General features: G+C 58.2%; 34 protein-coding genes. 18 read left to right on the plus strand and 16 right to left on the minus strand.

Features of this window, described 5'->3' with window-relative positions:
- Nucleotides 1-26 precede the first annotated feature (26 nt).
- Nucleotides 27-1,058, minus strand: a complete 1,032-nt coding sequence (locus HW450_RS08220) for an AbrB family transcriptional regulator (RefSeq protein ID WP_182385165.1) — start codon at nucleotides 1,056-1,058, stop codon at nucleotides 27-29.
- A 43-nt stretch (nucleotides 1,059-1,101) separates the two neighbouring features.
- On the opposite strand from HW450_RS08220, the gene HW450_RS08225 reads away from it, so the two are divergent.
- A complete protein-coding gene (locus tag HW450_RS08225; protein ID WP_343158746.1) occupies nucleotides 1,102-1,857 on the plus strand; it encodes a TSUP family transporter in 756 nt (251 codons plus the stop codon).
- A complete protein-coding gene (locus HW450_RS08230) occupies nucleotides 1,848-2,261 on the plus strand; it encodes a phosphatase PAP2 family protein (RefSeq protein ID WP_182385166.1) in 414 nt (137 codons plus the stop codon). The genes HW450_RS08225 and HW450_RS08230 overlap by 10 nt, the downstream gene beginning before the upstream one ends.
- A gap of 22 nt (nucleotides 2,262-2,283) precedes the next feature.
- Here HW450_RS08230 and HW450_RS08235 read toward each other — a convergent pair whose 3' ends face one another.
- On the minus strand, nucleotides 2,284-4,491 hold the full coding sequence (locus HW450_RS08235) for an ATP-dependent RNA helicase (protein WP_182385167.1): 2,208 nt from the start codon (nucleotides 4,489-4,491) through the stop codon (nucleotides 2,284-2,286).
- Nucleotides 4,484-5,113 carry a DUF6474 family protein gene (locus HW450_RS08240; protein ID WP_182385168.1) on the minus strand — a complete coding sequence of 210 codons (630 nt, stop codon included), beginning with the start codon at nucleotides 5,111-5,113 and terminating at the stop codon, nucleotides 4,484-4,486. The genes HW450_RS08235 and HW450_RS08240 overlap by 8 nt, the downstream gene beginning before the upstream one ends.
- A 72-nt stretch (nucleotides 5,114-5,185) precedes the next feature.
- Between HW450_RS08240 and HW450_RS08245 the strand changes: the two genes are divergently transcribed.
- Entirely contained in the window at nucleotides 5,186-6,595 is a 1,410-nt protein-coding gene (locus tag HW450_RS08245) for a TM0106 family RecB-like putative nuclease (protein ID WP_182385169.1), read from the plus strand.
- Nucleotides 6,596-6,646: 51 nt separating this feature from the next.
- Here the strand turns inward: HW450_RS08245 and HW450_RS08250 are convergent, their stop codons facing one another.
- Entirely contained in the window at nucleotides 6,647-7,348 is a 702-nt protein-coding gene (locus HW450_RS08250) for a queuosine precursor transporter (RefSeq protein WP_182385170.1), read from the minus strand.
- Between the two features lie 8 nt (nucleotides 7,349-7,356).
- Between HW450_RS08250 and gluQRS the strand changes: the two genes are divergently transcribed.
- Nucleotides 7,357-8,205 (plus strand): tRNA glutamyl-Q(34) synthetase GluQRS, encoded by an 849-nt coding sequence (gene gluQRS, locus HW450_RS08255; protein WP_182385171.1) that lies wholly within the window; start codon nucleotides 7,357-7,359, stop codon nucleotides 8,203-8,205.
- Here gluQRS and HW450_RS08260 read toward each other — a convergent pair.
- Together HW450_RS08260 and arsB are read right to left on the minus strand one after the other, a co-directional pair.
- The gene (locus HW450_RS08260) at nucleotides 8,183-8,572 is read right to left on the minus strand and encodes an arsenate-mycothiol transferase ArsC (RefSeq protein ID WP_407926221.1); all 390 of its coding nucleotides are present in this window, start codon (nucleotides 8,570-8,572) and stop codon (nucleotides 8,183-8,185) included. The genes gluQRS and HW450_RS08260 overlap by 23 nt on opposite strands.
- Entirely contained in the window at nucleotides 8,569-9,585 is a 1,017-nt protein-coding gene (gene arsB, locus HW450_RS08265) for an ACR3 family arsenite efflux transporter (protein WP_182385172.1), read from the minus strand. The genes HW450_RS08260 and arsB overlap by 4 nt, the downstream gene beginning before the upstream one ends.
- A gap of 77 nt (nucleotides 9,586-9,662) precedes the next feature.
- On the opposite strand from arsB, the gene HW450_RS08270 reads away from it, so the two are divergent.
- Nucleotides 9,663-9,974 carry an ArsR/SmtB family transcription factor gene (locus HW450_RS08270; protein WP_331251762.1) on the plus strand — a complete coding sequence of 104 codons (312 nt, stop codon included), beginning with the start codon at nucleotides 9,663-9,665 and terminating at the stop codon, nucleotides 9,972-9,974.
- Here the strand turns inward: HW450_RS08270 and HW450_RS08275 are convergent, their stop codons facing one another.
- Entirely contained in the window at nucleotides 9,975-11,129 is a 1,155-nt protein-coding gene (locus HW450_RS08275; protein ID WP_232843218.1) for an MFS transporter, read from the minus strand.
- Between the two features lie 58 nt (nucleotides 11,130-11,187).
- Between HW450_RS08275 and HW450_RS08280 the strand changes: the two genes are divergently transcribed.
- Nucleotides 11,188-11,763 (plus strand): cysteine hydrolase family protein, encoded by a 576-nt coding sequence (locus HW450_RS08280; protein WP_182385175.1) that lies wholly within the window; start codon nucleotides 11,188-11,190, stop codon nucleotides 11,761-11,763.
- Between the two features lie 51 nt (nucleotides 11,764-11,814).
- Here HW450_RS08280 and HW450_RS08285 read toward each other — a convergent pair whose 3' ends face one another.
- Nucleotides 11,815-12,414 (minus strand): superoxide dismutase, encoded by a 600-nt coding sequence (locus tag HW450_RS08285; protein WP_182385176.1) that lies wholly within the window; start codon nucleotides 12,412-12,414, stop codon nucleotides 11,815-11,817.
- A gap of 81 nt (nucleotides 12,415-12,495) precedes the next feature.
- Between HW450_RS08285 and msrA the strand changes: the two genes are divergently transcribed.
- Nucleotides 12,496-13,104 (plus strand): peptide-methionine (S)-S-oxide reductase MsrA, encoded by a 609-nt coding sequence (gene msrA, locus HW450_RS08290; protein ID WP_182385177.1) that lies wholly within the window; start codon nucleotides 12,496-12,498, stop codon nucleotides 13,102-13,104.
- Here the strand turns inward: msrA and HW450_RS08295 are convergent.
- From HW450_RS08295 to HW450_RS08310, 4 genes are all read right to left on the minus strand, one after another.
- A complete protein-coding gene (locus tag HW450_RS08295; RefSeq protein ID WP_182385178.1) occupies nucleotides 13,101-13,406 on the minus strand; it encodes a DMT family transporter in 306 nt (101 codons plus the stop codon). The two genes, msrA and HW450_RS08295, sit on opposite strands and share 4 nt — an antisense overlap.
- Nucleotides 13,403-13,717, minus strand: a complete 315-nt coding sequence (locus HW450_RS08300; RefSeq protein ID WP_182385179.1) for a DMT family transporter — start codon at nucleotides 13,715-13,717, stop codon at nucleotides 13,403-13,405. Before HW450_RS08300 ends, HW450_RS08295 begins: the two co-directional genes overlap by 4 nt.
- Nucleotides 13,718-13,765: 48 nt before the next feature.
- Nucleotides 13,766-14,278, minus strand: a complete 513-nt coding sequence (locus tag HW450_RS08305) for an NADPH-dependent FMN reductase (protein ID WP_182385180.1) — start codon at nucleotides 14,276-14,278, stop codon at nucleotides 13,766-13,768.
- 167 nt (nucleotides 14,279-14,445) lie between these two features.
- Nucleotides 14,446-14,613, minus strand: coding sequence for an antitoxin (locus HW450_RS08310; protein ID WP_182385181.1), 168 nt, complete (start codon nucleotides 14,611-14,613; stop codon nucleotides 14,446-14,448).
- A 233-nt stretch (nucleotides 14,614-14,846) separates the two neighbouring features.
- On the opposite strand from HW450_RS08310, the gene HW450_RS08315 reads away from it, so the two are divergent.
- The 6 genes from HW450_RS08315 to HW450_RS08340 are packed head-to-tail and all read left to right on the plus strand — an operon-like array spanning nucleotide 14,847 to nucleotide 17,820.
- Nucleotides 14,847-15,437 carry a DNA-3-methyladenine glycosylase I gene (locus HW450_RS08315; RefSeq protein WP_182385182.1) on the plus strand — a complete coding sequence of 197 codons (591 nt, stop codon included), beginning with the start codon at nucleotides 14,847-14,849 and terminating at the stop codon, nucleotides 15,435-15,437.
- Between the two features lie 5 nt (nucleotides 15,438-15,442).
- The gene (locus HW450_RS08320) at nucleotides 15,443-16,144 is read left to right on the plus strand and encodes an SDR family oxidoreductase (RefSeq protein ID WP_182385183.1); all 702 of its coding nucleotides are present in this window, start codon (nucleotides 15,443-15,445) and stop codon (nucleotides 16,142-16,144) included.
- Entirely contained in the window at nucleotides 16,141-16,461 is a 321-nt protein-coding gene (locus HW450_RS08325; protein WP_182385184.1) for a YbjQ family protein, read from the plus strand. Before HW450_RS08320 ends, HW450_RS08325 begins: the two co-directional genes overlap by 4 nt.
- Nucleotides 16,462-16,472: 11 nt before the next feature.
- Nucleotides 16,473-16,754: an RNA-binding S4 domain-containing protein gene (locus HW450_RS08330; protein ID WP_182385185.1), complete on the plus strand. Its 282-nt coding sequence runs from the start codon at nucleotides 16,473-16,475 to the stop codon at nucleotides 16,752-16,754.
- A gap of 2 nt (nucleotides 16,755-16,756) precedes the next feature.
- On the plus strand, nucleotides 16,757-17,569 hold the full coding sequence (locus tag HW450_RS08335; RefSeq protein WP_182385186.1) for a VOC family protein: 813 nt from the start codon (nucleotides 16,757-16,759) through the stop codon (nucleotides 17,567-17,569).
- Entirely contained in the window at nucleotides 17,566-17,820 is a 255-nt protein-coding gene (locus HW450_RS08340; RefSeq protein ID WP_232843219.1) for an MGMT family protein, read from the plus strand. The genes HW450_RS08335 and HW450_RS08340 overlap by 4 nt, the downstream gene beginning before the upstream one ends.
- On the opposite strand, the gene HW450_RS08345 is transcribed toward HW450_RS08340, so the two are convergent.
- Nucleotides 17,817-18,380, minus strand: a complete 564-nt coding sequence (locus tag HW450_RS08345) for a hypothetical protein (protein ID WP_182385187.1) — start codon at nucleotides 18,378-18,380, stop codon at nucleotides 17,817-17,819. The two genes, HW450_RS08340 and HW450_RS08345, sit on opposite strands and share 4 nt — an antisense overlap.
- A 12-nt stretch (nucleotides 18,381-18,392) precedes the next feature.
- Between HW450_RS08345 and HW450_RS08350 the strand changes: the two genes are divergently transcribed.
- Both HW450_RS08350 and HW450_RS08355 read left to right on the plus strand, forming a co-directional pair.
- On the plus strand, nucleotides 18,393-18,842 hold the full coding sequence (locus tag HW450_RS08350) for a methylated-DNA--[protein]-cysteine S-methyltransferase (RefSeq protein WP_182385188.1): 450 nt from the start codon (nucleotides 18,393-18,395) through the stop codon (nucleotides 18,840-18,842).
- The gene (locus HW450_RS08355) at nucleotides 18,839-19,456 is read left to right on the plus strand and encodes a CG0192 family protein (RefSeq protein WP_182385189.1); all 618 of its coding nucleotides are present in this window, start codon (nucleotides 18,839-18,841) and stop codon (nucleotides 19,454-19,456) included. Before HW450_RS08350 ends, HW450_RS08355 begins: the two co-directional genes overlap by 4 nt.
- Here HW450_RS08355 and HW450_RS08360 read toward each other — a convergent pair.
- From HW450_RS08360 to HW450_RS08370, 3 genes are read right to left on the minus strand one after another with little or no spacing between them, the layout of a single operon-like run.
- A complete protein-coding gene (locus tag HW450_RS08360; RefSeq protein WP_182385190.1) occupies nucleotides 19,453-21,387 on the minus strand; it encodes an ABC transporter permease in 1,935 nt (644 codons plus the stop codon). The genes HW450_RS08355 and HW450_RS08360 overlap by 4 nt on opposite strands.
- The gene (locus HW450_RS08365; protein WP_182385191.1) at nucleotides 21,384-22,034 is read right to left on the minus strand and encodes an ABC transporter ATP-binding protein; all 651 of its coding nucleotides are present in this window, start codon (nucleotides 22,032-22,034) and stop codon (nucleotides 21,384-21,386) included. Before HW450_RS08365 ends, HW450_RS08360 begins: the two co-directional genes overlap by 4 nt.
- Nucleotides 22,031-22,498, minus strand: coding sequence for a PadR family transcriptional regulator (locus HW450_RS08370; RefSeq protein ID WP_182385192.1), 468 nt, complete (start codon nucleotides 22,496-22,498; stop codon nucleotides 22,031-22,033). The genes HW450_RS08365 and HW450_RS08370 overlap by 4 nt, the downstream gene beginning before the upstream one ends.
- Before the next feature lie 129 nt (nucleotides 22,499-22,627).
- Here HW450_RS08370 and HW450_RS08375 point away from each other — a divergent pair, with 129 nt between their 5' ends.
- The 3 genes from HW450_RS08375 to HW450_RS08385 are packed head-to-tail and all read left to right on the plus strand — an operon-like array spanning nucleotide 22,628 to nucleotide 23,728.
- Nucleotides 22,628-23,161, plus strand: coding sequence for an ABC transporter ATP-binding protein (locus HW450_RS08375; RefSeq protein WP_182385193.1), 534 nt, complete (start codon nucleotides 22,628-22,630; stop codon nucleotides 23,159-23,161).
- Nucleotides 23,161-23,556 carry a hypothetical protein gene (locus tag HW450_RS08380; protein WP_182385194.1) on the plus strand — a complete coding sequence of 132 codons (396 nt, stop codon included), beginning with the start codon at nucleotides 23,161-23,163 and terminating at the stop codon, nucleotides 23,554-23,556. The genes HW450_RS08375 and HW450_RS08380 overlap by 1 nt, the downstream gene beginning before the upstream one ends.
- A complete protein-coding gene (locus tag HW450_RS08385; protein ID WP_182385195.1) occupies nucleotides 23,546-23,728 on the plus strand; it encodes a hypothetical protein in 183 nt (60 codons plus the stop codon). The genes HW450_RS08380 and HW450_RS08385 overlap by 11 nt, the downstream gene beginning before the upstream one ends.
- Nucleotides 23,729-23,730 lie beyond the last annotated feature (2 nt).

Genomic DNA, 23,730 nt, shown 5'->3' on the forward strand with positions numbered 1-23,730 from the left:
TTTTCCCGCTAAAAGTGCGGTTTGCATTACCAAATCCGACGCGCCAGTATCTTCGGCAAGTATCCCGCCACGAGCAAGATGGCGATGAGTCGGATGACTTGGATCGCGGCGATGGAAGGTCCGGCGTCGAATTCATCGGCGAGGGCTAAGACTGTTTCTAGCCCGCCGGGGCTGGTGGCGAGGTATGCCTCGAAGTATGAGGTATCCAGCCAGTGCATGATCCCAATGGCCATGATTGCGCAGGATCCCAGTAGCAGGAAGATGAAGATGAAGGTGGCCGGGAGCTGCTTGGCGAAGAATTTCAGCGCGGGGATCGAGAGCATGCCACCGGCGGTCCAGCCGATGATGACGAACGTGAAGATTTTGAGTTCTGTGGGCAGCGCTAGGGCAGAGGGGTGTGGAAAGAATTGGGCTAGGAGGATCGTGAGACCGATTGGCCCGATAATGCCGGGCGCAGGGAAACGTAGCAGTGTGGCCAGGGGTTCTGCGACGAGCACGATTGCCCCGATGGCGAGCAGCGGGATGAGTTCGTAGGGAACTTCCTGGTGGGAGATCGTTCCCCGGGGCACATCCATCAGTGGCACGAGCAGGGGCAGCGTGATCGTCACGGTGAGGAGCCGCAGGTATTGGGAAAGCGTGACATAGCGGAAGTCTGCGCCCATAGTCTCGGCGAGCACCGGCATGATAGAGGCCCCGCCAGCCAGCATGGATAGCACACCAGTCTCCCGAGAGATTGTTGGTTCGTGGCGGGAAAGGAGCATACCACCTGCGATACCGATGCCTACCGTCACCGCGGAAACCACAACACCAGGCAGGATGAAGTGCAACAGGTCCCCTGGGCTGGTGGCAACGATGGGGGCTGCCGCCATGACCGCAATGAGATTACGGCTGATCCTTTTGAGCAGAGAGTGCACCGGGAGCTCGGTGGACGTGTAGAGCGCCAGCGATGCGGAACCGACGATCGCACCCAGAATCCAAGCAGCGGGCACCCCGGCACGGTCGAAGAGAAAACCGCAGCCGAAAGTCAGTGCGATGACGATCGACCAGCGTGTAACCATAAGTTAAAATTCCTTTCCGTCACCTAGGTTAGGAGTAATCACGTTGGAATGGGGAATACTCATCGCAGGATCGATGGCTGCCGGTTGGGTCGATGCGATGATCGGAGGCGGAGGCCTCATCCTCATTCCGCTGCTCATGGCCGTATTTCCGGGCATGTCTCCAGCGATGGTCGTAGCGACCAACAAAGTCGCAGCAGTCACAGGCACCGCATCAGCGGCGGTGGCATACCTGAGGAAAGTTCCCGTGCCACGCCAGCTGGCGGTGGTGTTCATCCCGATCGCCGCGGTGTGTTCGGGCGTCGGTGCATTGATCGCAGCCATGATCTCCAAAGACGTGATGCGCCCCATGGTGATCGTGCTCATGCTGATCGTTGGCACAATTGTGGCGCTTCGGCCATCGTTCGGGCAGGGGGAATCGGAGGAAGCACCGTCGATAGGCAGGCGGGTGCTGACCTTGCTTGGGGTGGGCGCGATCGCATTTTATGACGGCATCTTCGGGCCCGGCACCGGCATGTTCCTGATCATGGTGTTCACCGGAATTTTGTCGCAAAATTTCCTGGCGTCCACCGCGCTGACCAAGGTGGTCAACACCGCCACGAATCTGGGTGCGCTGGTCGTTTTCGCAGTTGGCGGACACATTTGGTGGCAGCTTGGCCTCACGCTGGCCGCAGCGAACGTGGTCGGCGCGCAACTCGGTGCCCGGACGGTGCTCGGTGGCGGCACGCGCCTCATCCGCATCCTCTTACTGTGCACAGTTGTGATCATGTCCTGCTATTTGGGCTGGCAGCAGTGGGGTTGATCTCCTTCCTCTTCCAGCCTTGGGCGGTGCTGGGGTACGCGGTCGCACTATCAGTAAAGGCGCGCTGGGCGTGCGTGCCCGTCGCATGTGCCAGCTTAACCACACACCTGCTCAAACCCCTCTTCGCCGTCCCGCGGCCGGCCACTGCAACCGTGTATGAGGCTTCCTACTCTTTCCCTAGCGGACACGCCACAGCGATTGCTGCGTTGGCCTGCGTGATTGTTATGCTGTGGCCCCGGTGGTGGGTGGCCTGTGGCGCTGTAGCATTGGCGCTGCTTGTGGGCTATTCCCGCCTGTACTTGGGCGTGCACCGGCCAGTGGAAATCCTCGCTGGCTATGCGGTGGGATGTGCGTGGGTTTTTGCTGTAAGTAAAATTCGACATTTTTGCTCTGATACGGCATGAAAAACCGCGAAAATGCCGAATTTTACTTACGCTTCGTTAATGCTGTCGCCGGCGCCGACCACGGATCTTCCGGCCACGGGTGCTTCGGGTAGCGCCCGCGCATCTCGGCGCGCACGCCCCGGTAGGGGCCATTCCAGAAACTTGCTAAGTCATCGGTGACGGCCAGCGGCCGGCCCGCGGGGGAGAGCAGATGAAACTGCACCCGTACCTCACAGAACACCGGAGATTCGGCTAGGCCGAAGCATTCCTGCAGCTTGACCCGGCATACCGGGCGCCCGGAATCGTAGTGCAATGCGTGTGAGCGGCCACTCGGAACCTTCAGGCGCTCCGGGGCGAGCTCATCCAGGCGCGCAGCTTCAGGCCAGGGGAGGAGGGTTTTGAGGAAGTCGGCACCGACTGTGGCGCTGGAACCCGACCAGGTGCGGGTCAAGGATTCATCGGAAACATCTGGCCACGGCGCGCCCAGCTGAGCATGCAGGAACGCCAAGCGATCGCGCAGCGCCACGAACCCCTCGGAGGCGTGCAAAATGCCAAAACCCTGAGCGCGCACCGCATTAGTGAGAGCTTCTTCAATCTCCAAAGGAGAAAGCGCAACCGGGGTACTGGACAGCTCGATAGCGCCTGCCCGCCGCACCCGACGCCCCTTCACACGAGTGCCTTCCACCAGTGCAGACGTCTCCTCCACCACCGGAACCACCCGTAAAGCGTCCTCTTGGCTGAGCGCCGCAGCAGCGCGAATCACGCCACCGCTCTTGGTGCGAGACACCGCGGCGCAGGCAATCCACTCGGAGCCCAGGTCCGGGAAACCCAAGGTAGCGCGGGTGCCCGACGCCAGCTGGAACTCGTTTCCTGCTACCCGCCGTGCCACCCATTCCGGGTAGGCAAAGGCCGTGGTCAACCCGGGTTGGACAGCGCCGGAACCCGACAGTCTTTTCACCTCACGGGCTGGTGGCTGAATGCGGGCGATATCGCCGGAAGGTTGGTCAGCAAGCGCAGCCACCGTTCGGGCATCCCCAGTTTCTAACAGCGCCCGGCCCAGCCGGGGCGCCACCGGTAGCAGCGCTAACGAACGAGCAACCTGAGGATCATCCGCCCCTAAAGTGCGCAACGTTGCGAGTGCATCCTCGACCGAGGCTGCGGGCATCGGATCCAGCAGCGGTACGTCAAGCGAACCCCAGCATTTCAGGAACAGCACCGCCTGGGTGAGGTCAGCCGATTGGATTTCTGGGGTGGTGAAAGATTTGAACGCCTCATACTCACTGGAAGAATAGGCACGGATCACGCGGCCAGGTCCCTCGCGGCCCGCACGCCCAGCACGCTGGTCCGCAGAAGACCGGGAGATTGAAGCTGTGACCAGTCCCGTCATCCCGCGGGCGCGATCATAACGAGGTTCGCGTGCCAACCCCGAATCAATCACGGTGCGCACACCAGGAACGGTGATGGAGGACTCGGCCACATTCGTCGCCACGATTACGCGGGGAGCGTCGGTATAGAGCGCTGCATCTTGCTCCGCCAGGGACAGGCGCCCATGCAGCGGATACGCATCAATTTCCTCGCACACCCACGCGACTTCCCGCGCGCCGGGAACAAAGACCAACACCGAATGCGAACCAACATGAGACTCGGCGAGGCGCGCAAGCGCAGCGTAAAACGACCGCGTACCCTCCAGCCGGCCGGGAATCGACTGGTAAGAAATATCCAGCGGATGCAGCACAGCCGGGGTTTCCAGCACCGGCACGCCGCCGAGTAACTCGGAAAACCGGGCAGCATCCAGGGTGGCTGACATGGCGAAGAGAGCGAGATCGTCCCGAACTGAGCTCAGCTCAATGAGCATGCCAAGCACCAGGTCTGTGTCCAACCCGCGCTCGTGCACCTCGTCCACTACCACGGCAGACACGCCCTCCAAGAAGGGGTCCTGCAACAGTCGGCGCAACAACACTCCGGGAGTGACGAACTCCACCAGGTCCGAAGGCTGGGAAGCCCCGCGTACCGCGAATCCGACCGGAAGGCCCGACAGCGCACGAAGCCGCGCCGCGGCCGCCCGCACGGCAACTCGCCGAGGCGCCACCACCACGACACGGCCACCGACAGCATTAAACACCGCCGGCGGAACGAGCGTCGTTTTACCCGTGCCGGGCGGTGCTTGGATGACGGCGCTGTGGGCGTCGTGAAGCTCGGCGAGGATGCCCGAAACAGGCAGACCAGCGCCGATTTTTTCTAAATCAAACAAGCTTGTCTTGGATCTGACCAGCCAGCGCGTCCAGGTCGGAAGTGATGGAACGGTGCGCGCGTCGACGCTGCTCAGGGGTCATGAACTCCGCATTGTCCACGGCCTTATCCAGCTCATTCAGGCGCTCATCAGCATCAATCTTGAAACCGCGCGCAATCGGGGCATCCTCCAGATTCTTCCGCATCCCCGCAATACGCGCCTTAAGCGACGCGCCGTGGCCCGCGAACTGGGACATCTCTGCAGCCGAGATTCCCGCCTTTTGGGCGCGCTGCTTGGTGATCGCCTCCCGGATCTGCGTGGAAGCCTTATAAATCAACGGCAGCAAAATAGGGGTCAACATCCGGGCGGTCCCCAGGTAACGCTGGACCTTAGCCTTGTTAAACCTGCCGGCCTGAACACGCGCCAACTCGGTCTTGGCTAACTTTAGCTCCTGCTTACGCTTCGCCTTCAGGCCCTTGCTTTCTGCCTTGAGCAGCTTGTGTTCCTGCTTCGCGAGCAGCTTCTCCTGACGAACCTTAGCCTTCTGCGCGGCCTTCACCTCAGCCTTGGCACGAGCCTTCGCGGCCTTCACCTCAGCCTTAGTCTTCGCGCGGGCCTTACGCATCGACTCAAACACACCCATGGTTAACTCCCGAATACTTCGTAAAACTTTTGCTCCTTATTACCCTACCTGGGATATGGCAAAGTAGTTGTTGTGATTTCTCCGAGCGATCTAGTCGGCTGCCGCTACCGGTCCGTGCAGCGCTCAGCACACCCCGACGTTCCGCCGACCCCCGCGGGCCTCGCGCGACTGGAAAGAATTGAGAAAGCCCGCGCCGTGGTATTCGAATCATTGCCGGTCACGCCAGCGCGCGGGGACCGCGGCTACTTCGCTCGGGTTGATGCCGGGGACGATTTCTTCGACACCCTCGAAGCGATCGCCGCCGGGGCCACCCTCATCACCAACGCCGTGCTTAACGACGTCTCCATCGACATCCTCGTCGCCTTCAACGGAGGATACCTGCCCGTCATCATCACCAACCACCGAGCCGCCCGCCCCCACGCCGGTCGCCGTGTTTCTTACCTGGCCGTCCCCCGCCTCGGCCTCGGCAGCCCCCTGACCGGCGAATACAAGATCCGCCACCACGCCATCGATACGTACCGGCTCGCGATCGCCGGTCGCGCCCTCCAAGAAATGGATCTCGAACGCGGCTACGGCGGCGTCATCGGCCAAGACCGCACCCGCGCCTTCCTGGACCCGCTCCCGCCGCTTTACGACGCCCTCGACCGAGCCCTCCTAGTAGAAACACCCACCGCACCCAGACGCGTCAAAGAATGCGATTCCTGCAGGTACTGGCCCTATTGCTCTGAGCAATTGACCGCTTCTGACGATATTTCACTACTGCTCCCCGGGGACCGCGCGAACCCCTACCGAGAGATGGGACTTACCACCGTCTCGGCATTGGCTGCAGCGAACCTCGGCGACGCTTCCCGCATGGCCGTCGCGTTTCAAAACGGCGAGGTAGTGGTGCCCCGCGGGCCAGTAACCGCACCCCGCTTTGACGTGGAACTGGATATCGACCTCGAAAGCTATCTTGACCAAGGCGTCTACCTCTGGGGAGCATTCGACGGATCCACCTACCACGCCTTCACCGCGTGGTCGCTTTCCACAGAATCCGAAGCTTTCGCTGCATTCTGGGACTTCATATCTGGGGTTCGTGATGACGCTCTAGAGCAGGGCCTCACATTCGGGGCCTTCTGCTACTCCAACCACGGCGAAAACCACTGGCTACGTTCCGCCGCCCGCCGCTTCGCAGGCCAACCAGGGGTTCCCTCGTTGGAAGAGGTGGAAGACTTCATTGGCGCCCCCTACTGGATCGACATCTTCCAACTCGTCCGCAAACAATTCCTAGGCCCATTCGGGCTCGGACTGAAAGTCATCGCCCCCGCAGCAGGATACAACTACCACGTCGACGTCGACGGCGAATCCTCCGTCAATCTGTACCTCGCCGCCGCCTCCGGGGCAACGGACGCCCGCGAAGAACTACTGCAATACAACGAAGACGATTGCCGGGCCACCGCGGCTGTCAGAGAGTGGCTTGCCGGATTTGGTAATGCAAACTGACGTTTCTGGGCTTAAAAGTACGGTTTGCATTACCAGATTCGACATCTACATCTAGTAGTTCTCTCGCTTCTTCACCGCCGCAATGACTGCGTAGGTTACGGGCATCATGCAAACTTCGACACCGGTTTTCCACAGGAATCCGACCATGGTGTAGTTCACGGTGTCTGTAAAGGTGGTGATGCCGATGACGGGGGCTGCGATGAGGCAGAAGATGAGGGTGTCGCCAAACTCGCCGACCACTGTTGACGACAGCAGCCGCGCCCACAAAGACTTTTCGCCGGTTTTGGCTTTAAGTTTGACCAGGGTAAATGCGTTGAGTAGCTGTCCGACTAGGTAGCCGGCCAGGGAGGCGGCGACGATTCGGGGCACTAAGCCGAGTGTTTCGGCAAACGCCTGCTGGCCCTCGTAAAAGTCAGCTGCTGGCAGCGCAATAGCAATATAGAATGCAATGACTGCGATGAGCATGCCTGCGAAACCGGTCCAGATGGCGTTACGAGTCGCCTTAAACCCATAACATTCTGACAGCACATCACCGATGACGTATGCGGCTGGGAATAGGAAGAACGCGCCGTCGGTAATGATCGGTCCGAACGCTACGCCCTTGGATGCGGTGATGTTGGAGATGATGAAGATCGCCACGAACATGGCGAGGAAAACAGGGTAGTAGGAACGTTGGACAGTGATGTGGCGGGGTGTACTAGCGGGCGCAGCGGTGGCTACGCCCTCCCCAGACTTAGAAATATTCACTAGCATTAATTACCATGATCGGACGCTATGCACCCAGCCCGAGCGGGGATTTACACTTCGGCAACCTCCGTACCGCCTTGCTGGCCTGGCTGTTTGCGCGTCACGACGGCGGGGGCTTCGTACTTCGCGTTGAGGACGTTGATACTGGTCGTTCGTCTATGGAATCTGCTGAACGGCAACTTGAGGATCTTGCCGCGATTGGCCTGGACTGGGATGGTGAACCGCTCTACCAATCAACCCGAAGTGATGCCTACGCGACAGCGCTGGCTAGTTTGGACACCTACCCGTGCTATTGCTCGCGAAAGGAAATCCAGGAAGCATCTCGTGCTCCCCATGCGATTCCGGGATCCTACCCAGGGACCTGCCGAAACGGGGCAGTGGTGAATCCTGGAAAGTCTCCGTCGGTAAGGCTGCGCTCGTCGGTGGCGTCGTTTAGCGTGCAGGATTTCTTTGCCGGCTCCTACACCGGCGATGTTGATGACATGGTGTTGCGGCGTGGCGACGGTGACTGGGCCTACAACCTGGCCGTCGTCGTTGACGATGCTTACCAGGGCGTCACTCAAGTAGTACGGGGCGATGACCTGCTGCCCTCAGCGCCACGTCAGGCATATTTGGCATCTTTGTGGGGGCTTCCTGTCCCCGAGTATGTGCACGTGCCGTTGGTGCTGAATGCCGCGGGTAAGCGGTTAGCTAAACGCGATGGTGCCGTGACTTTGCGAGACATGGACCTATCCTGGGCCCGAGCAGAGCTCGCCCGTTCGATTGGGTTGCAGCCCGCCTCCCCAGCCGGACTGCTGGAGCAATTCGACCCTTCGAAACTGTCGCGGGAACCGGTGGTTTTTAAGAATCCAATTCCTGAATGAGCCGTCGCACGCGCTCATCGATATCATCACGAATCAGGCGCATCCGTGGCATTCCCGTGATGCCGTCGCGGGAGGGTTCCACAGTTATCCATCGCTCAATGGGCCCTGATACCTCTGCATCTTCACCGAGGACAATGACTCGATCCGCTGTGCGGAGAAGATCAGGATCGATCGGCTTCGGGATGCCACGGGACATATCAGCACCCGCTTCAGTAATGGCCGCTATGGATACCTGGTTCAGCCTGGTCCCCGGTTTCGTGCCTGCTGAATGGATGTCGAGTCGGTTCCCGGCGTACTTTTCGGCGAGCGCAGCTGCCATTTGGGATTTCCCGCCGTTGCCGACGCAGATGAACAGTACCTTTTTCAACGGAACAGTCCTTTCATAGCTTTCATCACGTACACCAGTGCGACCAGCACCGGAACTTCGATTAGTGGTCCGATAGTTCCGGCGAGTGCCTGCCCAGACGTCGCACCAAATGTGCCGATAGCCACCGCGATAGCGAGTTCAAAGTTGTTGCCTGCTGCGGTAAAAGCCACAGAAGCCGCTTGAGCGTAATCCATCCCAGACTTCCAGGAGACCAAGACTCCGATGAAGAACATCACGATGAAGTAGGTGAGTAACGGCAACGCCAATCGCGCCACCGCCCAAGGATTATCAGTGATCTGTTCGCCTTGTAGTGCAAACAGCAACACGATTGTGTACAGCAAACCGATGAGCGCCAGCGGTGAGATCCGAGGAATGAACTGGGTTTCATACCAGGTACGTCCTTTTAAGCGTTCGCCCCAGGTTCGGGACGACACACCGGCCAGGAGCGGAATGCCCAGAAACACTAGGACAGAGGTGACAATGGCCCAGAATGAGAATTCCGCCGATGTAGTGGACAGTCCCAGCCAGCCCGGAAGAATCTGCAAATAAAACCAACCCAGTACGCCGAACATCAATACCTGGAAGACGGAATTGACTGCCACGAGTACCGCAGTGGCTTCACTGTCACCGCAGGCGAGATCAGACCAGACAAGCACCATAGCGATACAGCGCGCTAAGCCGACAATAATCAAGCCTGTGCGTAGTTCTGGCTGGTTAGGGAGAAAAATCCAGGCCAGTGTAAACATGAAGGCCGGTCCGATGAGCCAGTTTAGAATGAGTGACACCGCTATGAGTCGGCGATCCGTGGTGATTTCGCGGGTTTTGTCGTAGCGAACCTTTGCCAGCGGTGGATACATCATGACGAGCAAACCGATGGCGATAGGGATGGAGACGCTGCCGACGTGGTAGGAGTTCAAGGCAGGAGAAAGGCCTGGAAATAAATTGCCCAATAACAATCCGAGGCCCATGGCGAGCATAATCCATACAGGCAGGAGTCGGTCGAGGAGTGACATGCGAAGCACCTTTACATATCGAAGTCTGTCAATATCTTAGTTTACATATTGATCAGAGTCAATATATGTTGGTTGTTATGGAATGCTGTTCTTTGTGTAACGGGCCGCTCTCCTCCGCGGATTCGGAAAAATTTGCGGCGCTGTTTAAGGTGCTCTCGGATCCGGTGCGACTCCAGCTGCTCTCTGAAATCGAAGCAGCCGGATGCGGGCCACTCACGGTTAGCGACCTAGTATCACGGACAACCCTGTCGCAGCCCACGGTGTCGCATCACCTCAAGCTGTTGACGGATGCTGGATTTCTCCGCAAAATCCGGAACGGGCGCACGATCACTCACGAAGTGATCCCCGAGCCCCTCGCAGAACTCCAAAAAGTCCTCAGCCTGGAATGATTACCGAAGGTTACGCCCCAACAGTGCGCTCAGCACGACAATCACGCCACTGAGCCCTGCGAGCCAACCGATAAGCCACCACCAGCCAAGCTGAAACATATGTCCAGACAGCCAGCCGACTAAGGAACTTCCTGCGTAGTAGTTGAAAACATACATACTTGACGCTTCTGCACGGTGAGATTTGGCCAGCAACCCCACCCAACTCGATGCCGTCGAATGCATGACAAAAAAGGCTGCTGTGAACACGAATAATGCCACGAGCAACAACAGTAATGAGCTCGTGCCAAGCCCCGGTAGGGACAGCAACATCAGCAGCGCCGACGCCAAAACTACGTGTTCCCGCCCAAACCGCTGCACCATCTTGCCGGCCCGCGCGGAACTCCACGTGCCTGACAAGTACATCAAAAAGAGCAAACCGACTAAGCCCTGCGACAGTCCAAACATCGACACCAGTCGAAAACCTAGGTAGTTGTATACCGACACGAACGTGCCCATCGCCAGGAAAGGAAGCACAAACAGCAGCACGAGTCGTGGGTTTTTCCAGTGTCCAAGCATCGCGTGAAATTCACTGCGGAAATGCAGTTCCTTCGGCCTAAAATTGCGCTGCTTAGGCAGTAGCATCCACACCGCGAGCGCCATCGCAAACGCGAACACAGCGTTTACGCCCATAGCCCACTGCCACGACGTGAACTCCAGCATTCCAGCCGGAATGAGACGACCGATCAGCCCACCGACAGTATTACCTGCGATATAGATGCCCATCGCGCGAGCAAGCTCTTCCCGGCCCATCTCTTCACTTAGCCAGGTCATCGCCACCGCTGGAGTGCCAGCAAAAAATAGGCCCTGAAGTGCGCGAATGGCGATGATGGCGTACGCATTAGTCAAGAATGGGATCACAAGCCCCAAAGCAGTGGCGGCTAGCAACGACCCCACCAGGATCCGCCCACGCCCAAAGCGCTCGGAAAGAATCGACGCCGGAACCACGCAGAGTGCGAGCATGCCGGTAGTCGCTGAAATGGTGAGAGCCGCAGTGGTCGGGGAGATCTGGAACACGGAGGCCAACGTCGGTAACAGTGCTTGAGTGCAATAAAGCCCGTTGAAAGTGGCGAGGCCGACGGCGAGCATGGCAATAATCGCTTTTTGGTCTCGTGTCATACTCATAAGTATATGGCGGGCATTGGAATGCTCTTTCAAAGGTCTGAAAGGAATAAGAATGTTGAATGAAAAGACAGCGATCCTCGCAATTCACTTGATGGGTGACATCGTTGCTGACGGCACCGCTTTTGGCAGCCTGTTCTACCCAGAGGTGGCTCGTCGTGATGTTATTGGTAAGTGCAATACGGCCTTTACTAAAGTGCGCGACGCTGGAGGCACGGTGGTTGCTCTACGCGTAGCCTTTCAGGACGACTACTCCGACCTCGCGCCACATATCCCGCTGCTTGCAATGGCACAACAGGCGGGGGCGCTCAAGGATGGATCTCCCGGTGCGGATATTGTGGCTGACGTAGAACTACACGATTCCGACATTGTTGTCACTCATACCCGACCCGGACCCTTTTCTTCCTCACACCTGGAGACGCTGCTCAAGGAACACGGGATTGAAAACGTCATCGTATGTGGGGTAGCAACTAACGCCTCAGTGGAATCAACAGTGAGAGAAGCGGCAGACCTGGGCTTCAACACGTTCTTACTGGAGGACGCCTGTTCGGCAGTTACGCCGGAAGCTCACGATGCCGCCGTGGAATCGATGCGGTTGTTTGCGCGGGTAATCACTACAGCCGACCTATAAAACGCACATCCGCCCCGCAGCTGATACACGGGGCGGATGTGCTAGGAGAGTTTACTTAGCAGCAGCGAAGCGCTGTGCAACCTCATCCCAGTTGAAGACGTTCCAGACAGCCTTGACGTAGTCTGCCTTGACGTTCTTGTACTGGAGGTAGAAAGCGTGCTCCCACATGTCCAGGAGGAGCAGTGGCTTCAGGTCGATGGAGAGGTTGCCCTGCTGGTCAGTCATCTGCTCGATAACTAGGCGTTCGCCCAGGCTGTCCCAAGCCAGCACCGCCCAGCCGGAGCCCTGCAGGCCAAGAGCTGCTGCTTCGAAGTGAGCCTGGAACTTCTCGAAGGAACCGAAGTCGCGGTCGATGGCGTCGGCAAGCTCGCCGGTTGGCTCGCCGCCAGCGTTAGGGCCAAGGTTCTTCCAGAACAGGGAGTGGTTGGTGTGGCCACCAAGGTTGAAAGCGAGGTCCTTGGACAGGGCGGTGACGACGGCGCCGATGGAACCATCGTTGCGAGCAGCCTCAAGCTTCTCCAAAGCAGCGTTAGCACCGTTGACGTAGTTCTGGTGGTGCTTGGTGTGGTGCAGCTCCATGATCTCAGCGGAGATGTGTGGCTCGAGAGCGTCGTATGCGTAGTCGAGCTGAGGAAGTTCGTACTTAGCCATGTGTTTTACCTTTCGTCGATTCAAACGTGTGCCACCCATGATAGGCGTGTTTGTGGATTCCGCAACGATATGATGGCGTATATGGGATTCTTGTTTGCTCCGAAACCTGTCATGGTCACCGCTGAAAACGCCTTGTCTGGCGGTTCGACACCAGTCAACCCCGCCCCAGCGCCCCACGCCGTGCTCGGAACTGCCCTGGATATGCCAGGAAATGACATCTTGATCGGTATCGGGTGTTTCTGGGGTGCCGAAAAATTGTTCTGGGAGATGCCCGGTGTGCTGTCGACATCCGTCGGCTACGCCGGCGGGTTCACCCCCAACCCGACCTACCGCGAAGTCTGCACTGGCCGCACCGGACATGCCGAGGTGGTCCGCGTGGTCTTCGACTGCCCGCTAGAGGACATCGTGCGCGCCGCCCTGGAAGCTCACGACCCAACGCAGGGATATCGCCAGGGCAATGACGTCGGCACGCAATACCGGTCGCTTATCTGCACCCACGAGCCTGAGAAGGTACGCCCGCTTGTCGACGCCTATGGCGCCAAACTCGCTGCCCACGGGTACCCAGCCATCACCACCGAGGTGACCGACATGCAGCCCTTCTACCTCGCTGAAGAAGAACACCAGCAGTACCTGCATAAAAACCCAGGAGGTTACTGCCCGGTGCATTCGACAGGCATCGCGTGCGGCTAGCCTAGTTCGACGCAGAAAACCCCGAGGGTGATGAGCGCAAGCCCTGCCATCATCTTTCGGCTAATGCGCTCATGGAAGAGGATTGCAGACAGCAGTGTGGTGGCGAGCAGCCCGAGGGCTGCCCAGAGTCCATAAGCAATGCTGAGGGGCATGCCTGATTTCAGGGTGAGTGCGAGGAAGAGGTAAGACACCACATACAGGATCGTTACAGGGAGGAAAATCCAGCGGTTACCGAAAGTCGCGACTCGCAGTAACAATGTGCCACAAACTTCTGAGGCGATAGCGGCCAGCAAGTAAATCATGCTTGTACCAGGTAAACGCCGACGACAATGAGAGCTAGCCCGAATGCTGCTAGCGGTGAGATCGGGTCATGGAACAGTGCAGTGGCGGCGATCGCGGTGAGTGCGACTCCAATCGCGGACCATAAGCCATAAGCGACACCAAGCCCCATGCCGGCTTTGAGGGTGCGGCTGAGAAAGAAGAACGCGCTGGCATAGCCCACCACCACAATCGGCCACAGAGCCACATGAGTGAGGGCGGGTTCAAGGCACAGTGTTGCGATCACTTCGCAGGCGATCGCGCCACCAAGATAAGCGTAAGTAAAATTCTGCATTTCGAGCCGTGGATTCCTTATTTTTCGGGCCGAAATGCAGAATTTTACTTACGCCTGAAGCTGCTCCACAACCTGAGCAAGGGTGCCAACTTGGTGTGCGGCAGGGGTGAAGGTGCCATCGACATTCTCGTTGTTCAGATTGACGGAGACCTGCGCACGGGTGGTGCGCATGGAGAAGTTGCCGAGGACGGTGCGTAGCTGGTCTACAACCCGGATGGCGCCGTCGTAGCCGTAAGAGATAAATCCAGCTGGTTTTCCTGCGAGCTCTACGCCGAGGGAGTCGATGGCGTTCTTTAAGGCTCCTAGAATGCCACGGTTATATTCGCCAGTGACAAATATGAATGCATCGTATTGCCCCATTGCGTTGCCCCAGGCCTGCTGTTCGGGGACGTCGTACTTTCCTTGTTGCGCCATCGGTGGGACGGATCCGGTGAATACTGGGAGGTTGAATTCCTTGAGGTCAACCAGTTCAGCGCCTTCGATGTGTGATAGCGCCCAGTCGGCTACCTGCTTGCCGAAGCGACCTTCGCGCACAGATCCAAGTACGATAGCGATTTTCATAGCTAGCTCCCAAAATGTTGACGTTTGAACAATGTAGATATTAGCACTGCGCTTTAGACAAGGTTTCAGGTGCGCTATTTATGTCGTGTTGTCTGGTAATACGAAAAAACCGCAACTGTCCGTGGGAGTACGCACTCTTTGGGGTTGCGGTTTGGGGGTTGGTGGGGTTACTGGCCCTTGAGCTTGTCCTTTGCTAGCTCCTGAGCGCGGTCTACATGCTCTTCGTGCTGGTGGTTGGTCTTGGCGTCGATAGCGTCGCCAGCCTTATCGATAGCCTGATCCACCTTATCTGGGTTGTTAGCTGCAGCTTCTTTAGCCTTGTCAAAAATTCCCATGTGTTATTCTCCTTAGATTTATGTTTGGGGATGCCCTCGATGCTAGAGATGTTTGGAGGGAACATGTATTCGATAGGGAGTGTGTCCTGGCGTTTTGACTGCATTTGAGACCGGATTGTGGCCTAACTGTGATACTTTATAGTCTTTTATTGCAGGTAGGTGCGCAGGATTGTTTGCGAACATAAGTTCTAATTTGGGTGGGGTGTGTTGGGACAGCATTTTAAAATAGGGCCATGAACGCTGAAATTAACGAAAAAGGACTTGTTACCTGCTCCGATGGGCGCATCAGGCCGAGGTGGGCGACAGCATCTGACTTAATGCAGGACTACTACGATTACGAATGGGGTAAGCCACTAACCACAGAGGACGATGCCTTTGAGCGGCTCGTACTAGAGGGGTTCCAAGCTGGGCTTTCTTGGGAAACCGTGTTGAAAAAGCGAGCGGCTTTTCGGGAAGCATTTGCGAACTTCCATGTTGATACCGTTGCTGATTACAACGAAGCCGACATTGAACGACTGCTGAACAACCCAGCCATCATCCGCAATAGAAAAAAGATTTGCGCTGCGATAACCAATGCTTGTTGTGTACAAGAACTGCGGGATGATGGCGGCTTACTCACATTCCTATCCAGTTTTGCACCCACCGAATGGAACCAACCGGAATCCCTTACTACTGCACAAACAACCTCAGCCGAATCCATAGCAATGTCAACTGCGCTTAAAGCTCGAGGTTTCAAGTTTGTTGGTCCCACCACTTGTTTTGCGCTCATGGAGGCCACAGGAATGATAAACAACCGCGTAGTTGGCTCGTCCGACCTAAAGTAGTGACTATGACAAAGACTGCACTGGTAACTGGAGCGTCAAGTGGCATTGGGGAAGCGACCGCTGAAGCGCTGGCTAAAGATGGCTGGCAAGTCATCGTTGCTGCTCGTCGTGTTGACCGTCTGAAGAGCATCGCGGATCGCATCGGAGGAACTGCTGTCGAACTTGATGTCACCGATATCGAATCTGTAACCCGACTGGCTGAGCAGATCGACTCCCTTGACCTACTCGTTAACAACGCAGGTGGTGCGAAAGGCCTCGATCCTATTGCCGACGCCGACGTCGACGATTGGCGTTGGATGTATGAAACCAACGTGATCGGCACCCTGAACGTCACTCGGGCACTGCTGGACAAACTGCTGAAAGCCGAAGGCACCATCATCAACATCGGCTCCATCGCAGCCTTCACCCCATACAAAGGTGGCGCTGGCTACAACGCCGCAAAGTTTGGCGTCCGTGCAATGACCACAGTGCTGCGCCAAGAAATGGAAGGCCAGCCACTGCGGATCACCGAAATCGATCCTGGCCGCGTAAAAACGGACTTCTCTCTCATCCGCTTCAAAGGGGACAAAGACAAAGCGGATGCCGTATACGCAGACAAGCTCAACCTCACTGCCGCGGACATCGCGGAAGCTGTCCGCTGGGTAGCCTCGCTACCAGCACATATGAACATTGAAAACATGACCATCAAACCAAGGGACCAAGTATGATCGTCACCACCACCAACTGCGTTGAGGGACGCGAAATCAGCCAATACCTCCGTGTCGTCGCTGGAGAAACCATCGTCGGCATCAATGCTTTCAAAGACTTCACCGCAGGATTTCGAAACATCGTTGGCGGTCGCGCAGAATCCTACGAGGGCGAAGCAGCTGCCGCCCGTGAAAATGCCCTCGCAGAGCTTGTACAACGGGCTCAGGAACTGGGCGCCGATGCAGTTGTAGGGGTGAGCTTGGACTATTCCGCCATGGGGCAAGCAAATAACATGCTCATGGTTAGTGCAACTGGTACTGCCGTAAAACTGGCGTAAGCTCCTTCACTATGTACGACGTCGGAATCAAAGACGAAACCATCAAACTAGGCCAGTTCATCAAGCTGGCCAACCTCGTAGAAACAGGCGGGGAAGCCAAGGAAGTCATCGCTGCCGGTAACGTCACCGTCAACGGTGAGGTAGACACCCGCCGCGGCAAAACACTACGACACGGTGATGTTGTGTGCATCGGCTCAAACTGCGCTAAAGTCACCGCTGCCGAAGACGACGACTACTTCGATGAAGCCACAGCCAACGATGACTTTGACTACGAAAAGTGGAGGAACATGTAGCCATGCCCGCATTCGAAGCACGCCACGGAATGCCGATCTGGGTAGAACTGTCTACCTCCGACATCCGCAAAACTTCCCGCTTCTACAGCGAAATCTTGGGCTGGGACACAAGTGACGATGCCGACTATCGCATTGCCCGCTCCCAAAACCTCCCCGTAGCAGGCTTTGTCGCCCAGGCCGAAGCCAGCACCCCAGACGCCTGGATCACCTACTTCTACACCGAAAACCTCGACAACACAGTACTGCGGGTCGCTGAACTCGGTGGCCGAGTACTCGTCGAACCAACCGAAGTAACACGTGGCACAATCGCGATCTGTGTCGATACAGCAGGCGCCCTGTTCGGGCTCATGCACACCGACGAGATCTTCGTTGCCGGGGGCGAACCAGGAACCTGCGCTTGGTACGAACTCACCGCGACAGCTAAATACGAGCGTGCCGTCGAATTTTACGAAGAGCTCTTCGGCTGGATGACTAACTCCTTGGGCAACGATAACGGCGACTTTAAGTACACCACCGTGCTGGAAGATGGGGCGCCGTTCGCGGGAATCTGGGATGCCGAAGGCCAATTCCCACCACAGGTTCCAAGTTTCTGGCAAACCTACCTTGGCGTGCTCAACGTGGATGAAGCAGCAAGCAAAGTCGCGGAACTCGGCGGCACCATCGTCCGGGAACCATGGGACTCCGACTTCGGTCGCATGGCACTGATCGCTGACTCTACTGGCGCCACCTTCACGCTTGCCCAGGTACCCGAGCCCATCGAGGAAGGACGCGAAGAAGACCCGCTCCAGGGGATCGACCTCAGCCAATTCCAGTGATCGAGCAGGTACTCGATTTTGTAGATCGAATCCCCGCGGGTCAAGTCGCCACCTACGGGGAAATCGGACATGCCGTTGGATGTAGCGCTCGTCAGGTAGGAAGAATCATGCGAGACCACGGCCACCAGACCAACTGGTGGCGCGTCGTCCGCGCCGATGGCACCAGCACTGTCGCAGAAAAAGCCCGCCCACACTGGATCACAGACGGGCTGCCACTCACAGAAAAAGGCGTAGATCTTAGGCGGATCTAGTACCCATTCAGAAACTCCGCCACAGCCTTAATTTCATCCCGTGCGGCGGCGGGGGTCTGAATCCAGTCGCCGTTTGGTCGGGTGAGGAGGTAATTGTCGTAGCCGGCATCTTCCACGAGTGGGCAACCGTCGGCGAGCCCCCAGGCGGTGGGTGCGAAGGATTTAGCCTCTGCCACCTGGTTTGTTACCAAGATGGTGGTGCCGGACAGCTGTGCGGCGGCTGCGACGAGCGGGTACCAGTAGTTGTCGGTGGCGGGGCCGTCTGGGCGTCCCCACGACGCAACGGCGGTGCGCCCAGTGGGGTGAGACGGGGTGAATAGCACGCCGAGCCCGTGTTCCGACAACCGAATTCCTTCGGAGTACAGCACGCCGGGCATCTCGTGATCCGCTGCGGCGCCGAGCTGCATCATTGCGGCGTGGGTGAGGCGATCGGGGAGGCGGGCCAGCCAATCCTCCTGGTCCGACAGTGGGTAGTGTTCCTCGAAATACCAGGTGATTTCCGCGAGCTGTTCTTCGGGAGTGAGTTCGCGGTCTTGACCACCGACAACAAAATCGTCCATAAAGTGGAGTATATGTTGTGCTTCGATACGACCCTCGGGCCCCTCACCGTGGTTTCCTCAGCAACAGGCATTAAGCAGGTGCTTTTCGACGCCCACAGCAGCGAAAACCCTACCCCCTTCGAACAACAAGCTAGGGCCGAAATCGTGGAATACCTCGCTGGTGAGCGGAAGATCTTTGAGGTGCCCTTGGATCGAGCTACGCCGAAAACCTTTGGAGACGAGGTGCGGCGGCAGTTGTCGTCGATAAGCTATGGCCAAACAAAAACCTACGGTGAGCTGGCGAAACAGCTGGGCAAGCCACATGCGGCTCGTGCGGTGGGGACGGCTTGTGCCCGGAATCCGCTGCCAATCCTGGTGCCATGCCATCGCGTGGTGGGGGCACATGGGTTGGGTGGTTACCTGGGCGGACTGGAGACGAAACAATACCTCCTTGAGCTGGAGCGCATACACTGGCGGTCATGAGTGGTGTAGCAGAAATTCTCGCAGCAGAACTGACCCCCAGTAAAGAAGAAGTTCTTCGTGCCTGGTGGCCAAACTTTCAAGAAAAAGGCGCTTTTCGCCTGGTAGATCCAGCGGGTGAGGTGGGGATCGACTTCGTTATCGGCACCGACGAGGCGGATCGCTACCTGCAGCTTCCCGTCACCTACCGCAGCGCGGAGCTCGACGGTGGCTCGGTGGGGCAGCTGGAACACAGCGTGTTAGGTACCCGCTACCTCACGAAGGCCACGTATGACCCTGTTGCCGTCGGGGAAATCGTGCGAGTCATCTTGGCAGGTGACAATGAAGCGCAGCGTAGCGACGCCAAACCCCAGATCCTTAAGATAAAGGGAAGCGGGCAGACTCCCTCCACGGAGGTCACCGAAGTGGTCATCGAAGACGCCTCTGAAGAACGCGTCTTTGCTAATGCCAAAATCAACGGCGTCGGTCGGTCCTTTGAGCTGCGCTTGCCACGCCGCCTGTTGCCTGTCAAGTATCTGCGTGCCTCCCGGGTGCCATCGCCCCGCAATATCACTGGTGTGTTCTCGGATTCGGAAGAACCATTGGTGATTGCGGAGCTCATCTGGCGAGACCTTTAAAGGAGGCTGGCCCACCACATCAGCAAGGATGCCAGCGCGCTGATTGCTAGGCCGGGGAGGGCCAGCATGAGTAGCTGGCTGATGCGGTATCGGCGGAGTGCCCGTGGGCCAGCGCCGACATCGTGCAATCGCTGGCGGTCCTGACGCGATTCGAATGTGGTCAGAGCCAGGATCGTGGCGACGATCGCGAAGACAAACACCACACAGAACGCGATCGTGGTTCCAGAAATGGCCCGCGTGACGGCGGAATGATTAGCCGCCGTCAGCTCCATGCCAGAGCGCTGGCTGAGGCGCTGCAGTTCGACCAGCTGCCAAGCGGAAGGGCTGTTCGGGAACAAACTACCCCGGTAAATCAGATGGCCCGACGCCATGTCTGGGGTGAGAAGCTCGCCCGGTCGTTCCATGCCGAGCTCCCTGGCAGACACAGGTGTTCTCTCAGCGAGCTTGGCTTTCGCCTGGTTCCGTACCTCCACCGGCAGGTTGAGCCGATCCAGGAGCTCTGGGGTGGTGACCAACTGTACATCACCGATCCCCAGGTCAATCCAGGGGCCTCCGTAGCCTTGTTGATCGGTCGGCCCAGCGCTGTATAGATCGATACGCGGCCCAAAATCCGCTTCGAGATCATCCAACGTTGCTGCGTAACCATCGGGTGTGGTTACTTCAATGTTGGGTGCTGCCAGCACACCTTCGGTCAGGACACCATCCGGTTCCATAAAGATGGTGGCCCACAATCCGATGCCCGTGGTCGCCAGGGTAGTGAGGACGATGGCGCCAATCGCGGCACTGCTGCGTCGAAAATGCCGAAAAGCATTGCGTGCCGCCATCGCCTCGAGCAGTGGCAGTCGTGGCGCGCACCAGCCCAGCAACGTTACAGCTGTCAACCCGCACAGTGCGCCACCCATCACAATGAGCATCACCCCGAGGACCAGCCACTGTGCGGTTGTAAAGATAAGTGCGATACCGCCGAGGAGGAGCACTGGACCGGGTATCGCTACCCAGCGCGGAGGGGTGCGACGCTGTCCGCCGAGTAACGGCAACTGGGAGGCCACCGCTGCCGCCAGGATCATCGGCGCGGAAAACAGTGCGCCCGCGTGATAATCCCAGCGCACTGAGCAGCCCAACAAATACTGGATTGTGGCCTCCGAGATAGCCCAGGATGAGAGCAAACCGAGGAAAACTCCCAGCGCTGCGAGCATCAGCCCCTCGGCTAGGAAGAGCAGACGAATAGCGCTACGACGCGCGCCGGTGCAGCTAAGTAATTCGAGGGTGTTACGCATTCGCGCATGTGCCACAGTGAAAATCGGTGCGGCCAGTCCCGCGGTGAGGATCAGGATGATTCCCCAGACCGGGGCAAACAGCACAGAGGTTACCAAGCCATGCGTGATGATGTTTCCCAAGCTTGGTGGCATGGGATCTGCACTGAACAGCTGGAGATATGTGGTTGGTGGCTGGTGCTCCACGAGCCACCAGTTGCTATCGAGGGAACTGAAGTCAGAGATGTTCGCGATGGCGTTCCGGTGATAGTGCAGGTCATGAACCGTAACGGGGACTCCGCCAACATTTACTGTGTCCCCGATGTCCACCCCGATCGCTCGCGCCGGATTCACCGGCAAGTCAATGGTGCCCGCAGGCGGGATACTCAGGTCCTCATTGGCGGCAGATTCGGGGAGCGCCGTAACCCAGAGCCTGGTCGAAAGGTCGCCAGAAGTGCCTTTCAAGTAGCCACGGAACACAGGGGAGAACCCGTCGCCGGGTGGTGAGTCAGTTTGCACGTAAGTGAGCGTGTTTTCCGGGTGCTCATCCAGATATATCGAAGTGGACAGCACACTGAAAAGGCTGACAAAGAAGGTCACGGGCAGCGCGAAAAGGAGCACTGCGACGAGTGATCTACCCCAGTACTTTCGGATGTCCCTCCAGGCCAGGCGGATCATTGCAGCTCACCGTCCTTCAAGTGCAGTGTGCGGTCGGCCCAGGCGGCGAGTCGCGGTTCATGGGTGACGAGTAGCCCGGAGGCACCGGCGTCGATTTTCTCCCGGAGCAGCCGGATGACCTTATCGGAGGTGGCGGTGTCGAGGGCGCCGGTGGGTTCGTCTGCGAGCAAGGTGGTACGGGACCCGATGAAGGCGCGGGCAATGGCAGCACGTTGTCGTTCACCTCCGGAGACATCGGACGGGAAGTGAGCAGCGACCTCAGCGAGTCCCAGCGCGGACAGTTCTTCCAGTGCGGCGGTACGGGCGCCGGATACTCCCGCGAGTTCCAGGGGAAGCGCGACGTTTTCGAGGAGAGTGAGGGAAGGAATCAGGTTGTAGTCCTGAAACACGAAGCCAAGCTTGTCGCGTCGCAGGTCAGCGCGCGCGTTCGGGGTGAGGTGGGAGCAGTCTAGACCGTCGATAAGCACCCGCCCGCTGGTCGGCATTTCCAGCAGCCCGGCGATGCGGAGCAGGGTGGTTTTCCCGGAGCCGGAGGGGCCCATGACCGCGACGAGTTCACCGGGTGCGACCTCGAGCGAGACGCCGCGGAGGATGGTGCGGGGGCGGGCGCCGTCGGTGACGGTGTAGGTGACATTGTCGAGCTTCATAGCTGTTCCTCCAGGTAGTCGAGCCAGCGGCTTTCCGCTTCGAGGTCAAAGATCTGTCGTTGCTTCAGCAGCTCCGCCGCCCCCTCCGCCGGGGTGCGCACGAGCTCACGCAGCCGAGCCATGTTTGCTTCCCGCTGAAGTTTGATAAGCGGCCCGCGCTCCTTCACGACGGCCATCCGAATCACCAACTCATCGCGGTCATCCGCCGGCTTCTCGACGGCCACTGCCAGCTCACGAGTAAGCTCCGCACGCCCCGTCGCGGTAAGCGAAAAAATGTCCGCTTTACCCTCCCGACCGGTGATCTCTACCAGGCCATCGCGCTGCAAACGCTTAACAGTTTGATACACCTGGCCAATGTTCAGCGGCCAGGTGCGGTCGGTGCGGTCATGGAAAGCATGTTGCAGCTGGGCGACCCCCATGGGGTGATCCACCAGCAGCGTCAGTAACGCGAATTTGACGGACATCGTTTTCAATCTCCTCCTTACTGAGTAAGTTTAGAGTTACCTGTCGGATTTGGTAATGCAAACTGACGTTTGAGCGGGTAAAAGTATGGTTTCCGTTACCAAATCCGGCACGGGAGTATCTTCGAAGCCATGCTCCACGTCGATGTCTCCTACGGTTACAAGCTGCCTTTGGGTTCGTTGGCTCGCGATTTTAAACCAGGAATGTATGGTTTCGCGGGGCCTAACGGTTCCGGAAAATCTACGTTGCTGCTGACTATCGCTGGTGAGCTGGCTCCCATCTCAGGGGAGGTGGTGTGTGCTGGGGAGCGGCCGATAGTGCGGATTGGTGATCCGATCTTTTATCCAGATCTGACGGTGGCTGAGCATTTGGAGTTGCTGCCGGTGCCTTTTGATCAGGTGGTTGACTCTTGGCAGCTGGGGGATTTGCTGCCACATCCGCCGATCTGGTTATCCAGCGGTCAGCGTCAGCGCGTGTTCTTGGCGTCGCAACTTTCGATTCCCGCCGATGTGAGCATTATTGACGAACCAGAGCGCCATTTGGATTCTGACTGGACTGATTTTCTTGCTGTTGAGCTGCGCGAACTATCCGGAGACCGGGTCGTTTTGGTTGCGTCCCACTCTCCGGCGATCTTGGCAGCGTGTGATGAAGTAATTGCCCTGTGATGTCCTTTTTAGAGAAGGTTTCGGGCTGGCTCTACCCGGTGGTGCTGGGAGGATTTGTTCTGGGCTTTGGTTGGAATGCGGTTGGTTGGCTGGAGCAGCGTTCCCACCTGGACGTGGCGGTGGTTCCTCGGGAGATGGCGCTTGTTGCGGCTGTCATAGCCGTCTGCCTTTTCATCGTATTGTTGGAAAAGATCATGCCGCTGCGGGCAATGGCTGAGCTGCGCTGGGTATATCGACAGCGCCCATACAACCGGATGCGCAGCTGGGACGCTGATTCTGTGCTGCAATTGATTGGCACGGGTTTATTCGGCCTTTTGGTGGGGGGCGAGCGTTGGGCAGCCACTGCTGGCAGTGTTGGCTCTCGGGGTGAGAGTGGCGTGGGGGATGCGTCGTAAAGCTAGCCTGGCGACCTTGCTGCAAGCTGGCCGCACCCGGACAATCGGCCTGGCCAGCCTGCATGTCCAAGACAATGAGCTTGCCTCCGAGGCCCTCGCCGCCACCTGGGTCTCCTGGCGCATCCTTGCGCGCGGCCCGCTCGTTGTGCGTCGCTACCTCAGGCGCTCCTAACT

It is taken from the genome of Corynebacterium hindlerae, from assembly GCF_014117265.1.
GTDB lineage: Bacteria > Actinomycetota > Actinomycetes > Mycobacteriales > Mycobacteriaceae > Corynebacterium > Corynebacterium hindlerae.

Coding starts and splice junctions, on each gene's coding strand:
- HW450_RS08220 (WP_182385165.1), bottom strand. CDS start 1,058: ATGGTTACACGCTGGTCGATCGTCATCGCACTGACTTTCGGCTGCGGT.
- HW450_RS08240 (WP_182385168.1), bottom strand. CDS start 5,113: ATGGGTGTGTTTGAGTCGATGCGTAAGGCCCGCGCGAAGACTAAGGCT.
- HW450_RS08250 (WP_182385170.1), bottom strand. CDS start 7,348: ATGCTAGTGAATATTTCTAAGTCTGGGGAGGGCGTAGCCACCGCTGCG.
- gluQRS (WP_182385171.1), top strand. CDS start 7,357: ATGATCGGACGCTATGCACCCAGCCCGAGCGGGGATTTACACTTCGGC.
- arsB (WP_182385172.1), bottom strand. CDS start 9,585: ATGTCACTCCTCGACCGACTCCTGCCTGTATGGATTATGCTCGCCATG.
- HW450_RS08270 (WP_331251762.1), top strand. CDS start 9,663: ATGGAATGCTGTTCTTTGTGTAACGGGCCGCTCTCCTCCGCGGATTCG.
- HW450_RS08275 (WP_232843218.1), bottom strand. CDS start 11,129: ATGACACGAGACCAAAAAGCGATTATTGCCATGCTCGCCGTCGGCCTC.
- HW450_RS08280 (WP_182385175.1), top strand. CDS start 11,188: ATGTTGAATGAAAAGACAGCGATCCTCGCAATTCACTTGATGGGTGAC.
- HW450_RS08285 (WP_182385176.1), bottom strand. CDS start 12,414: ATGGCTAAGTACGAACTTCCTCAGCTCGACTACGCATACGACGCTCTC.
- msrA (WP_182385177.1), top strand. CDS start 12,496: ATGGGATTCTTGTTTGCTCCGAAACCTGTCATGGTCACCGCTGAAAAC.
- HW450_RS08295 (WP_182385178.1), bottom strand. CDS start 13,406: ATGATTTACTTGCTGGCCGCTATCGCCTCAGAAGTTTGTGGCACATTG.
- HW450_RS08300 (WP_182385179.1), bottom strand. CDS start 13,717: ATGCAGAATTTTACTTACGCTTATCTTGGTGGCGCGATCGCCTGCGAA.
- HW450_RS08305 (WP_182385180.1), bottom strand. CDS start 14,278: ATGAAAATCGCTATCGTACTTGGATCTGTGCGCGAAGGTCGCTTCGGC.
- HW450_RS08310 (WP_182385181.1), bottom strand. CDS start 14,613: ATGGGAATTTTTGACAAGGCTAAAGAAGCTGCAGCTAACAACCCAGAT.
- HW450_RS08315 (WP_182385182.1), top strand. CDS start 14,847: ATGAACGCTGAAATTAACGAAAAAGGACTTGTTACCTGCTCCGATGGG.
- HW450_RS08320 (WP_182385183.1), top strand. CDS start 15,443: ATGACAAAGACTGCACTGGTAACTGGAGCGTCAAGTGGCATTGGGGAA.
- HW450_RS08325 (WP_182385184.1), top strand. CDS start 16,141: ATGATCGTCACCACCACCAACTGCGTTGAGGGACGCGAAATCAGCCAA.
- HW450_RS08330 (WP_182385185.1), top strand. CDS start 16,473: ATGTACGACGTCGGAATCAAAGACGAAACCATCAAACTAGGCCAGTTC.
- HW450_RS08335 (WP_182385186.1), top strand. CDS start 16,757: ATGCCCGCATTCGAAGCACGCCACGGAATGCCGATCTGGGTAGAACTG.
- HW450_RS08345 (WP_182385187.1), bottom strand. CDS start 18,380: ATGGACGATTTTGTTGTCGGTGGTCAAGACCGCGAACTCACTCCCGAA.
- HW450_RS08350 (WP_182385188.1), top strand. CDS start 18,393: ATGTTGTGCTTCGATACGACCCTCGGGCCCCTCACCGTGGTTTCCTCA.
- HW450_RS08355 (WP_182385189.1), top strand. CDS start 18,839: ATGAGTGGTGTAGCAGAAATTCTCGCAGCAGAACTGACCCCCAGTAAA.
- HW450_RS08360 (WP_182385190.1), bottom strand. CDS start 21,387: ATGATCCGCCTGGCCTGGAGGGACATCCGAAAGTACTGGGGTAGATCA.
- HW450_RS08365 (WP_182385191.1), bottom strand. CDS start 22,034: ATGAAGCTCGACAATGTCACCTACACCGTCACCGACGGCGCCCGCCCC.
- HW450_RS08370 (WP_182385192.1), bottom strand. CDS start 22,498: ATGTCCGTCAAATTCGCGTTACTGACGCTGCTGGTGGATCACCCCATG.
- HW450_RS08375 (WP_182385193.1), top strand. CDS start 22,628: ATGCTCCACGTCGATGTCTCCTACGGTTACAAGCTGCCTTTGGGTTCG.
- HW450_RS08380 (WP_182385194.1), top strand. CDS start 23,161: ATGTCCTTTTTAGAGAAGGTTTCGGGCTGGCTCTACCCGGTGGTGCTG.
- HW450_RS08385 (WP_182385195.1), top strand. CDS start 23,546: ATGCGTCGTAAAGCTAGCCTGGCGACCTTGCTGCAAGCTGGCCGCACC.